The organism is Patescibacteria group bacterium (genome assembly GCA_028716045.1).
GTDB lineage: Bacteria > Patescibacteriota > Patescibacteriia > JAQUQO01 > JAQUQO01 > JAQUQO01.
Map to the genome: position 1 here is coordinate 69222 of JAQUQO010000001.1, position 10577 is coordinate 79798.

Genomic DNA, 10577 nt, shown 5'->3' on the forward strand with positions numbered 1-10577 from the left:
TTTTATCCTTGACACGTCGGTCGCGACAGACGTGTCTTGACAGAAAACGGTAATTATTATATCATTTTCTAATTAGTTGTTTGAAAATAAAGTGTTTTTTTGTTGTTAACCTATAATTTAGGAGGAAAAAGAAATGAGCGACGAAAAGAAGAATGGGAATGGGGACACGGATGGTAAAGAGGGCGAAACTCCAAAGAAGCCAGGTACAAGTTCAATGCGGCTCGGCGAATTGCTGGTGCGGGAAAATCTTATTTCAGCGCAGCAATTGCAAAGGGCGATTGAGGCCCAGCGGGTTGAGGGTGGAAGGTTAAATTTCCACCTTACCAAGTTGGGGCTGATTGATGAAAAGCAGTTAACCGGGTTTCTTGCTAAGCAGTATCGTATTCCGGCGGTTGATTTGCGGAAGATTGAAATCTCTCCCGAAATCATTAAGCTCATCCCTAAAGAGCTCGCCGAGAAGCATATGGTTATCGCCATAACACGCAACGAGCAGACGTTAATGCTCGCGATGAGCGACCCGTCAAACATCTTTGCCATTGACGACGTCAAGTTTATCACCGACTACAATATTGAAGCGGTGGTGGCGTCGGAAGAGGCGATTCTGGAGGCAATTGATAAGTATTATGGGAAAGGTGAAGAAAAAGAAAAATTTTTGGGACCGCCCGTATTTGAAAAGCCGGGCCCCGAGGATATAGCAAGGGTAAACGAGGAAATGGCCAATGACGCACCGGTGGTAAAACTGGTTAACTTGATTCTTCTTGACGCCATTAAGAAGGCAGCAACGGAGATTTATCTTGCTTACGCAAAAGCTGGCGGTTTTTCCGTAGAGTATTGTATTAACGGCGAGAAAAACCAGGCGATGATTCCGCCCCAAAAGTTACAGCCGGCTATTTTCGCCCGTCTGAAAATAATGGCCGGACTGGATATTAGTAAGGTCGGGATTCTCCAAATAGGCACAATAGAGTTAAAGTTTAACGATGATGCCGACGCTTTCGTATTTTACCTTTGTGTTTTGCCCGATGGAGGAGAAAGGAAAGAAGAAATTACCATCTTTTTGCGAGGTAAAAAAACGGGAACCGCTGCGATAGAGAGAAACTTTTGTAGGCAGTTTAGGAAACCCACTGGCATACCCAACAAAGAAAATAAAGAGCCGCTGAAGTATGTTTTGCGGTTTATCGCCGGCAAATACAAGGGCGGCAGTTTTCCGCTCGAAGCGGATAAGGAGATTATACTCGGCCGTTCAGCTGACTGCGATGTAGCTCTTGTGGAGGATATGGTCAGTAAAAGACATGCTCGCATTACCTGTGGAAAAAACGAATTCTATATCCAAGATTTAGGCACCACCAATGGCACTTTTGTCAATGGAGAACGGGTACAAAAAAAGAAACTCGTTGTTGGCGATAGAATAACGATTGGGGCCAGTGTTTTAAAAATGACGGCGGGTGAAGCTGCGAGTCCTCCCGATTTCTCCGACATTAAGCCGGAAATGAATGAATTAATGGAAAAGTTTAAGCCGCAGGAAGTATCGGGAAAACAGAAAGTAGCGGAGAAAAAGAAAAGGGAGCAAAGCAAAAAACCGCCGAAATATATTCTTACCGTTACAGCTGGTCCATATCAGGGGGGAGAACGCCCGCTTGACCTCAAGGAGGGAGAAGCTCTAATAATCGGCCATTCAAGCGAAATGGATATAGCGCTTCCGAGAGACGATGAGGTTAGTCAGAAACACGCTCGCATCACTCGCGAAAACGGGAAATACTATATTGCCGATCTTTACTCCGAAAGCGGTACTTATGTGAATAAAAAGCGGCTGAATCCGGTTGAGAAAAAGGCAATCGGCCCCGGCGATATTATCAAAATCGGGACTAACGAATTTCGGCTGGATAAGGGAAAAAAGAAAAAGTAGCCAAGACAATAATTCCCAAAACAAAATCCCTTCCGATAAATATCGGAGAGGGATTTTTTATTTTTATGCTTTAATTATATTTATTCATCGCTCTTTCGGCGCTTTCAGTAAGGATTGTCAGCAGCGCCTCTTTGGCGGTTTTGATTACGTTCTTTAATTTTTTTTCTTCGCTCGGCGAGAATCGCTGCAGGACAAATTTTTCGGCGGGAATTTTAGCTCTTTGGTTGTTGGCTGTACCAAGGCGCACTCGCGTAAAATCAGGGGACTTTATTTTTTTCAGCACTGATTCCAAGCCTTTATGCCCGCCGGAAGAACCCGATTTTTTAATGCGCATTGTGCCGAAGGGCAGGTCAAGGTCATCATAAACCACGATGATATTTTCCGGCTTTATTTTATAAAATTGTTTAGTTGTTGCCACTGCTTCCCCCGACAAATTCATAAAAGTTTGCGGTTTTAGATAAATTGTATTTTTTTCTTTGGCAATCTCCCCTTTGAGTTTTTTATTTTCTTTCCAATCCAAATCCAGGGCATCTAAAACGCGCCAGCCGATATTGTGTCTGGTTTTTTCGTATTCTTTGCCCGGGTTGCCGAGGCCGACAATTAATTTCATGTATTTATGATAAATTTTAACGATGTTTTATTACCAAATGAATCGGTGTGCCCGTAAAACCAAAAGTTTTCCGCATTTGTTTTTCTATAAAGCGGACGTAATTTTCGTCCAGAACGACTTTTTTACTGATGATAATTTGAAACTTCGGCGGGTTGGTGTCAATTTGGTTTATTTCATAAATATAAGGATGGCGCGTTGGTTTGCCAAATCCTCCGCCGGTGGCGCCGCTGCCTCTGGTCGGCGGGTGTATTTTAATTATTTTTTTCAAGAATTTATCCAATTGGCTTTGAGTGATTTCTTTGTTTCTTTCGGCACAAACTTCCAGAGCCAAATCTAAAGTTTTTCTGGCGCTTTTGCCGGTTTTGGCGGAAATAAAAATTATCGGCGCCCAAGAGAGCTGGGGCAGACGGGAATAATAATAATCAACGAATTTGTTGATGGTGGCAGAATCTTTTTCTTCAATTAAATCCCATTTGTTGGCGATTATAATAATTCCCACTCCATAGTTAACTATAGTTTCGGCAAGTTGGGAATCCTGCACGGTAAGCGCTTCGCTCGCGTCGGTGACAAAAAAGGCGATGTCGGATTCCCCCAAGCTTTGAATGCTTTTAGCCACGCCCATTCTTTCCAGACCAGATTCCACTCTGGCTTTTTTTCTGATACCCGCGGTGTCCACCAGCAGAAAGTTTTTATTTTTATATTCCATCAAGATATTTTCCGGTTCTCTGGTGGTATGGGCAATGGGACTGGTGATGACGCGCTCTTCGCCGAGTAGCGCGTTTAAGAGAGACGATTTGCCGACGTTGGGCTTGCCGATAAAAGAAATTTTGATGCTCTCTACCTTTTCCAGAGTGGTTTTCTTGATTTTTAATTTTTTGAAAGTGTCGGTCAGTTTATCCAGCAGGTCGCCCACGCCCGAACCGTTGGCCGCGGAAATAGCCGTTGGTTCGCCTAAATTGAGTTTGGGCCATTCCAAAGAAAGATATTCGGCTCTTAATTTTGGATTATCAATTTTATTTATCACCAAAATCGTCGGTTTGCGGGTTTGTTTTATCGCTCTAGCCAGTTCTTTATCGGGTGAAAGAATCCCTTCGCGCCCGTCCACCATAAAAATAATCACCTCCGCTTCGTCCAAAGCGATTTGAGTTTGCTTTTGAATGGCCTCCTCAATTTCTTCCCCGGCCTTAAATCCGGTTTTTCGTATTGCCATAATACCACCGGTGTCAATGATTTTAAAACCATAACCATTCCAAAAAGTGTCGGCAAAGTGGCGGTCGCGCGTAGTTCCGGGAACGGGAGAAGTCAAAGAAAGGTGTTTTTCCGCCAGACGATTAAAAAGCGTGGATTTACCCACATTCATTTTGCCGATGATTACTACTTTGGGCAGTTGGTTTTTGGAAGATTTAGTTAACATCTTAGTTGGTGTTAGGCAACATCGGACGGGTAGCCAGATTGCCGTTTTTAATGGCGCCATTTAAAAGTTCTTCGTTAAAAATAAGCGGGATGGTGTTTTGCCCGAGAATAATTAAAAAATCCGCCGCGCTATTTATATTTTTTTTATAGAGTTGCGCGGTTTCAGAATTCAATAACATATTACCCGTACCAGAGAGAGAGGTAGTCAACCATCCCGGGAGAGTGAGGGCGATATTGGCGTTCAGCTCTTCTTTAAGGGTGCGCAGGGCTTCCGGCTCTTGGCCGTCCGTTAAATCGTAAATGATAGTTTTGGTGTAATCTTGTTTTTCCGCGTTGCCGATTTTGATGGTTTCGTAGCCATATTTATATAGCCGGTAGGAAGTTTTCCCTGCCAGCCCATTCTTTTTTGTCCCATTTAAAATTTCCAGCCGGATTGGTTTTTTTGTTTCCATGCTGTTGATGGCGATACTGGTGGGCGTGGAAGTAAAGATGTTTTGAGCAAGATAGGATAATTCCGACCAGTCGCCTGATTTTGGTTTTAAAATAAAGGCGCCATCAATAGTGACAGCCGAATAAAGAAGATTGTCGGGGCTGTCGTCAATAATATGGCGGACAATTTTTTCAGTGTCTATTTTTTTAGCCACATCAACAAACTTTAAAATTTCCCAAATTTCCAGATTAGTGGAAACATTGTCTTTTATGGTGTTATAGACCGAGGTTATTTTTTTAGGGTTAAGAAAGGTGGAGAAAGAAAGCGCTTTGTCTTTGGCGGCTGTTAAAACGTTCTGTTGTCTTTTGGCGCGGGCAAAATCGCCCCCCTCTGCGCCCAAAGCGTGGCGAGAGCGAGCGTATTTAAGAGCTAATTCTCCATCCATTTTTTGCCAGCCCTTTTCTATGTAAAGGCGCTCAAATCTTGATTCGTATGGTTCGGCGTTTTCTTTACCCATAATGGGATATTGGGGATCGTCCAAAGTATTTTCCACATAAATTTCTAACCCTCCCAGGGCGTCAATTAACTCTTCAAACCCCGCAAAGTCAACTCGGACATAATAGTGGATAGGAATGTCAAAAACATTTTCGATAGTCTTTTGGGCGATAATCGGGCCACGGCCTTTTTTATCAAATTCCCCGAGCGCGTTGGCAGCGTTAATTCTTCGCCAGATATTTTGTTCGGCGAGAGGCACATAGAGGTCTCTAGGTATAGAAAGTATAGCCGCCTGATTTTTTTTAAGGTCAACACTTAGGATGATGTTAGTATCAGTTAATTGTGACCCATCGTGAGTCCCACCCCCGATACCCAAAAGCAGAATATTTATCCGTCCTTCCTTTTCTCCCCGCAAAGTTTTATCTTCGCTGGTGACCAAATGTTTTAGTTGAGTCCAAATGCCGCTTGGGGTTTCGGCGGTTTTCCCCCCTGTTGTGTCCTCACCCCCAAAGAAATTATAAGAAATAAATCCGGCGCCGAGGATAAGAATAACGGCAAAAAGGCAAATCAAAAATTTGCCGGCGATAATTTTTGTCGAATTTTTTTTATCCCCTTCAAAAGGATTAATTAGATTTAGTTTGGGCAAAGTCATTAGGTTGATTATATAAAATTTTTTTAAGAAATACAAATCAGCGGGGGATAGCCAGGGATTATGGAGCAGGAGTTAGAAAGCGAAAATTTCCTTTCCTCATAGTGAGAGATTTCTCTAAAATATGAGGAGGGGCGGGCGGGGGAGTTAAAAAAGCAGTTTACTTTTTATTCATTATATATTATAATGAGAACACAATTAACTTTTTGTGGAATTTTTGATAAAAAGTGTTTTTTGTTATCTAAAATATTGCTTCGGCGGGGGCAGAAAGAAGGCTCGTGTAGCTCAGTTGGTTAGAGCGTACGGTTCACATCCGTAAGGTCCCTGGTTCGAGCCCAGGCACGAGCACACGGCATTATTAAAATATGACTAAATACAATAAAGACATCTTTAAAAAACACAGCGGGTGGGGCGAGGATATAAGCGATTTTATAATTGAGCTGGTGAAAGTGGTGATTATTTCTTTGATAGTCATTGTCCCGGTCAGGTATTTTTTGATACAACCCTTTTACGTTAAAGGCGCTTCCATGGAACCGAATTTTTATGACCACGAATATCTGATTATTGACGAAATCTCTTATCGGCTGGAAATGCCCCAGCGAGGCGATATCGTTGTTTTTAAATATCCGCAGGACCCCAGCCAGTATTTTATCAAAAGAGTTATTGGTTTGCCGGATGAGCGGATTATTGTGAAAGACGGAGGGGTTTATCTTTATGATGAGAACAAAAAACAGGAGATTCTCCTGGACGAAAGAGATTATTTGAGCGCGACAGTTTTAACCCCCGGGAGAATTGATATAGAATTAGGCGAGGGAGAATACTTTGTTTTGGGCGATAATCGCAGTTCCAGCCTGGATTCCCGAACTTTCGGCCCGATAGCTGAACCCTTTATTGTCGGTAAGGCCTGGATTAGGGGTTGGCCGTTTAATAAGATAAAAATTTTTAATAACCCAAGTTATAATCTGTAAAAATTTATTTTAAAAATATGGGTCGCAAACCAAAAAATAAAAAAAGTCCATTCAGGGCGCGGTTCTTTGGCAGACACGGGCAGACTAAAGCGGTTAAAAAACCTGTGGATGACAATACCCCAAAACCAGAGGAAAGGAAGACAAAAATCAAAACTCCGCAATTACTCCGCGGGATGAAAGACATTTTACCTAATGAACAAAAATATTGGTATTACATTATCAATAAAGCCGAGGCCTTGGCTTGGGGTTATACTTTCGGACGGATTGATACCCCGATTTTAGAATCCACGGATTTATTTGTGAGAACCATCGGCAAACAGACGGACATTATTGAAAAGGAAATGTTTTCTTTTGAGGACCAGGGCGGAGATAGCGTTACTTTGCGCCCGGAGGGGACGGCCTCCATCGCCCGGGCGTTTATAGAGCATGGCATGATTAATTTGCCCCAGCCGGTCAAGCTTTTTTATTGCGGTCCGATGTTCCGTTACGATCGTCCGCAAGCCGGCAGACAACGCCAATTTCATCAGGTGGGGTTTGAGGTTTTGGGCGATGCCAGCCCGGTCGTAGACGCTCAGCTGGTGATTTTGGCACATAATTTTTGTAAAGAGTTGGGCTTAGACGTCAATGCCCAGATAAACAGTATCGGTTGTTCAACTTGCCGCACGGAGTATAAAAAAGAGTTAATTGAATATTTTCGCTCTAAACGAAGCTCGCTTTGCGAAAATTGCAAAAGAAGATTAGCTAAAAATCCTTTACGTCTTTTGGATTGTAAAGAAGAGGGCTGTGTTAAGATCAGAGAAGAGGCGCCCCAGCTGGTGGATTGGCTTTGTGAACCTTGTAAGAATCACTTTGTAAAAGTTTTGGAATATTTAGATGAGGCAGAGGTGCCGTATATTTTAAATCCTTATTTGGTCAGAGGGCTTGATTATTATAACCGTACCGCCTTTGAAATTTGGCCGGCGGACAATATCCCGGAACCGGAGAAAAAGAAAGAGGAGGAAATTAAATCCGAAGAAAAGAAAGAAGAGGAAAAAGAGATAGCCCAGCCCTTAAGGCAGAATGCGCTGGGCGGCGGCGGACGTTATGACACGCTTATTTACGGTTTAGGAGGGCGCGATACGCCGGCTTGCGGATTCGCCATAGGGATTGAACGTTTGATTCTGAAAATTAAGGAAGCGGGCGTGGAAGTTGATGACCCGACTAAACCCCAGATTTTTTTGGCCCAGCTCGGGGAAACCGCCAAAAGAAAGGCTTTGGTGTTATTTGAAGAATTGAGGCGTAATAATATCCGCGTGGCGGAAAGCTTTGCCAAAGACAGTTTAAGGCAGCAGCTGGAAATGGCCAATAGATTGGGCGTAAAATTAACCTTGATTTTAGGGCAGAAAGAGGTTATGGATGGGACGATTTTAATCAGGGATATGGAGGGCGGGATACAGGAAGTTATTGATTTTAATAAAACCATAGAAGAGATAAAGAAGAGGTTGGATATTTAGAATACCAGGAAAATTAAAGACCCGTCAGTCGCGACTGACGGGTCTTTTTAATAAATTTTAGCCAATTTGACGTTATTTAAAAAAAATACTATTATAATAAAGAGATTCTAAATATTAACAGGGGAGGTGAAAACCCGTGTCTTTTGAAATTAAGCGCAAAAGAGGGGAAACTTTTGAAGCAATGCTCAGGCGTTTTAACCGCCGGATGATTCAGAGCAAAAAGCTCATCCAGGTAAAAGAGGGCTTGCACTTTAAGAGAACTACCAATAAAAATTTGCGCAAGCGTTCAGCTCTGCATCGCTTAAAAGTAAGAGCAGAAAAAGAGTACTTGCGGAAAATCGGCAAGCTCAAAGAAGAGGATTATAAAAATAAATTTTTTAGGAAATAATACGCTTTAACTATGAATTTACAAGAGCGTATTGAGGCCGATTTCATCGCGGCCCTAAAAGGCAAAAAAGAAAGCGAAGTGTCCATACTGCGCCTGCTTAAAGCCGCTTTAAAAAATGCCAGAATCAGCAAAATGAAAGATTTAACCGAAGCCGATGCGGAGAAAGTTATCAGAAGCGAAATAAAAAAAATGCAGGATTCCATCGTGGAATATAAAAGAGGCGGCAGAGAAGATTTAGCGGACAAAGAAGAAAGAGAGATAGCCATTTTAAAAAAATATTTGCCGGCAGAATTGGCAGAGGAAGAGCTTAAAAAAATAGTTGATGAAGCGGTGAAGAGTTTAAACGCTTCCGCCCCGGCGGATTTTGGCAAGGTGATGAAAGAAGTCGTGAAAATGGCGGCGGGCCGAGCCGGCGGAAATAAATTAGCCGAGGTAGTTAAGAACAAATTAGGGGGATAATATGCTTGTCAAAAAAAAGTTATTTTTAGAGATAACTGTCCTAACGGTATTTTTTGTCGTGACGGTTATTTTTTTATTTCCCTATTTTGTCCAAGCGCAAGTTGACACAGGACTGGGTTATTTAGAAAGTTCCGGTTTGGCAGTTACCGATATCAGAATAACCATCGCGCGGATTATCCGTATCGCTCTCGGGCTTTTAGGGGCGATCGCCACGGTGATAATTTTATATGGCGGATTTCTTTGGATGACCGCCGCCGGCAATGAGGAAAAAATGGAGACCGCCAAAAAAATTTTAAAGAACGGGGCTATTGGACTGGCGATAATTATTACTTCTTTTTCCATCGCCAGTTTTGTTTTAAATTCACTTCTTAGGGCCACGGGCGTTACGGTCGGGGGCGGGGAGACGCCGGCAACGGGCGCGGGCGGCGGGGGTTTGGGGTTTGGCATTATCCAAAGCCATTATCCGGCCCGCAATGCCAAAGAGATACCTCGCAACACAAAAGTTGTCGTTACTTTCAAAGAATCAATCAAGGCAGATACTCTTATTAAAGACGGGGCTGATGAAGGCGAAATCCCTGGAGATTCACTTTCTGATCGTCTGATTACCACCAGCGTGCGTATTATTAAAAAAGGCGACTCCTTTCAAACGGGACCGTTTGTAGAGGCCTCGGCCATGGCAACAAGCGATAATAAAACTTTTGTTTTTAAGCCCTTGGATCTTTTGGGCAGTTCCTCTGTTTCTACTGATTATATCGTTCTTCTTTCTAATGACATCAAGAAAGCGGATGGCAAAAATGCTTTTAGCGGCGCCGACCGGTGTGAAAATAATTCGGGGGTATATTGTTGGGGGTTTACCGTGAGCACTTTTGTTGATATCACCCCACCCCAAGTGGTAAATGTTTTTCCGGCAAACGATTCCGAGGGCAAAAATCCGGTAGCGCGGAACGCCGTAGCGCAGATAAATTTTTCCGAACCAATTGACCCTTTGTCCGCCGCTGGCGTCTTTCCTCCCTTTGAGAATATTAGCGTAAAGGAAAATGGGGTGGCAAAAGAGGGTGGATATAATATAGGCAATGAGTACCAAGCAGTGGAATTTATTCCCAATGTTCTTTGCGGGCAGAATTCCTGCGGGCAAGATGTTTTTTGTCTGCCGCCCAACGCTCAATTAACAGCTTTGGCCAAATCAATTGACCCGGAAAAAGTGAGTTTCCCGTACGGGGGAGTGGTTGATATGTGTGACAACCCCTTGGATGGCGACGGCGACGGGGCGGTTGATAAAAAAGAAGGAGATAATTATCCGGATAATTATTCCTGGTCTTTTGCTACCAGCGATGAGGTTGATTTAACCTCGCCAGCCGTAGAAAAAATAATTCATCAAAATAAAGATAATACCGGAGAATTCATCTCTCCGCCGGATGGCGTGAGCGATATTTTGGATAATATTAATAAAACAGAACCCATAGAAATATATTTCAGTAAAGCGATGATGGTTAGTTTAATAAATAATTCTAACGTGGTCATCGAGCCGCAGGACGCTAAGTGGTATGGCTGGTTTTACCCGATTTCTAAAAATGAAAGCGTGGAAGTTGATGGCCGAACGTTAAGGAAAACGCGGACCAGCTTAAAACACGATATCTTTTTTGAATCCAGCGGTTATTGGCCGAGTATTTCTTCACAGCTTAAAGATGTTTACCAAAATTGTCTTTGGGACTCGGCGAACAAGAAGGTCCCCGGTCCGGAGATAGTGACGCCGTAATTTTTATTTTACA

9 protein-coding genes and 1 tRNA gene are annotated in these 10577 nt (G+C 43.0%); 7 read left to right on the forward strand and 3 right to left on the reverse strand.

Features of this window, described 5'->3' with window-relative positions; all coding sequences use genetic code 11:
- The first annotated feature begins 133 nt into the window (after nucleotides 1-133).
- Complete coding sequence (locus PHG22_00360) at nucleotides 134-1903, forward strand: FHA domain-containing protein (protein MDD5490233.1); 1770 nt, start codon at nucleotides 134-136, stop codon at nucleotides 1901-1903.
- A 70-nt stretch (nucleotides 1904-1973) separates the two neighbouring features.
- Here PHG22_00360 and pth read toward each other — a convergent pair whose 3' ends face one another.
- From pth to PHG22_00375, 3 genes are read right to left on the reverse strand one after another with little or no spacing between them, the layout of a single operon-like run.
- Nucleotides 1974-2513, reverse strand: coding sequence for an aminoacyl-tRNA hydrolase (gene pth / locus PHG22_00365; protein ID MDD5490234.1), 540 nt, complete (start codon nucleotides 2511-2513; stop codon nucleotides 1974-1976).
- A gap of 16 nt (nucleotides 2514-2529) precedes the next feature.
- Nucleotides 2530-3927: a ribosome biogenesis GTPase Der gene (gene der / locus PHG22_00370; protein MDD5490235.1), complete on the reverse strand. Its 1398-nt coding sequence runs from the start codon at nucleotides 3925-3927 to the stop codon at nucleotides 2530-2532.
- Nucleotide 3928: 1 nt separating this feature from the next.
- Entirely contained in the window at nucleotides 3929-5503 is a 1575-nt protein-coding gene (locus PHG22_00375; protein MDD5490236.1) for an LCP family protein, read from the reverse strand.
- Between the two features lie 271 nt (nucleotides 5504-5774).
- Here PHG22_00375 and PHG22_00380 point away from each other — a divergent pair.
- The 6 genes from PHG22_00380 to PHG22_00405 all read left to right on the forward strand — a co-directional run bounded on the left by PHG22_00380 (nucleotide 5775) and on the right by PHG22_00405 (nucleotide 10564).
- Nucleotides 5775-5848: transfer RNA gene (locus PHG22_00380), tRNA-Val, on the forward strand.
- 17 nt (nucleotides 5849-5865) lie between these two features.
- Nucleotides 5866-6468, forward strand: a complete 603-nt coding sequence (lepB, locus tag PHG22_00385) for a signal peptidase I (GenBank protein ID MDD5490237.1) — start codon at nucleotides 5866-5868, stop codon at nucleotides 6466-6468.
- A gap of 17 nt (nucleotides 6469-6485) precedes the next feature.
- Complete coding sequence (gene hisS, locus PHG22_00390; protein MDD5490238.1) at nucleotides 6486-7961, forward strand: histidine--tRNA ligase; 1476 nt, start codon at nucleotides 6486-6488, stop codon at nucleotides 7959-7961.
- A gap of 136 nt (nucleotides 7962-8097) precedes the next feature.
- Entirely contained in the window at nucleotides 8098-8349 is a 252-nt protein-coding gene (locus tag PHG22_00395; GenBank protein ID MDD5490239.1) for a hypothetical protein, read from the forward strand.
- A gap of 12 nt (nucleotides 8350-8361) precedes the next feature.
- Complete coding sequence (locus tag PHG22_00400) at nucleotides 8362-8808, forward strand: GatB/YqeY domain-containing protein (GenBank protein ID MDD5490240.1); 447 nt, start codon at nucleotides 8362-8364, stop codon at nucleotides 8806-8808.
- 1 nt (nucleotide 8809) lies between these two features.
- Nucleotides 8810-10564: an Ig-like domain-containing protein gene (locus PHG22_00405; protein MDD5490241.1), complete on the forward strand. Its 1755-nt coding sequence runs from the start codon at nucleotides 8810-8812 to the stop codon at nucleotides 10562-10564.
- The last annotated feature ends 13 nt before the right edge of the window (nucleotides 10565-10577 follow it).

Bases quoted from the DNA above. Each gene is read 5' to 3' on its own strand.
- lepB (MDD5490237.1), top strand. From the start codon at position 5,866: ATGACTAAATACAATAAAGACATCTTTAAAAAACACAGCGGGTGGGGC.
- PHG22_00360 (MDD5490233.1), top strand. From the start codon at position 134: ATGAGCGACGAAAAGAAGAATGGGAATGGGGACACGGATGGTAAAGAG.
- PHG22_00405 (MDD5490241.1), top strand. From the start codon at position 8,810: ATGCTTGTCAAAAAAAAGTTATTTTTAGAGATAACTGTCCTAACGGTA.
- pth (MDD5490234.1), bottom strand. From the start codon at position 2,513: ATGAAATTAATTGTCGGCCTCGGCAACCCGGGCAAAGAATACGAAAAA.
- der (MDD5490235.1), bottom strand. From the start codon at position 3,927: ATGTTAACTAAATCTTCCAAAAACCAACTGCCCAAAGTAGTAATCATC.
- PHG22_00400 (MDD5490240.1), top strand. From the start codon at position 8,362: ATGAATTTACAAGAGCGTATTGAGGCCGATTTCATCGCGGCCCTAAAA.
- PHG22_00375 (MDD5490236.1), bottom strand. From the start codon at position 5,503: ATGACTTTGCCCAAACTAAATCTAATTAATCCTTTTGAAGGGGATAAA.
- hisS (MDD5490238.1), top strand. From the start codon at position 6,486: ATGGGTCGCAAACCAAAAAATAAAAAAAGTCCATTCAGGGCGCGGTTC.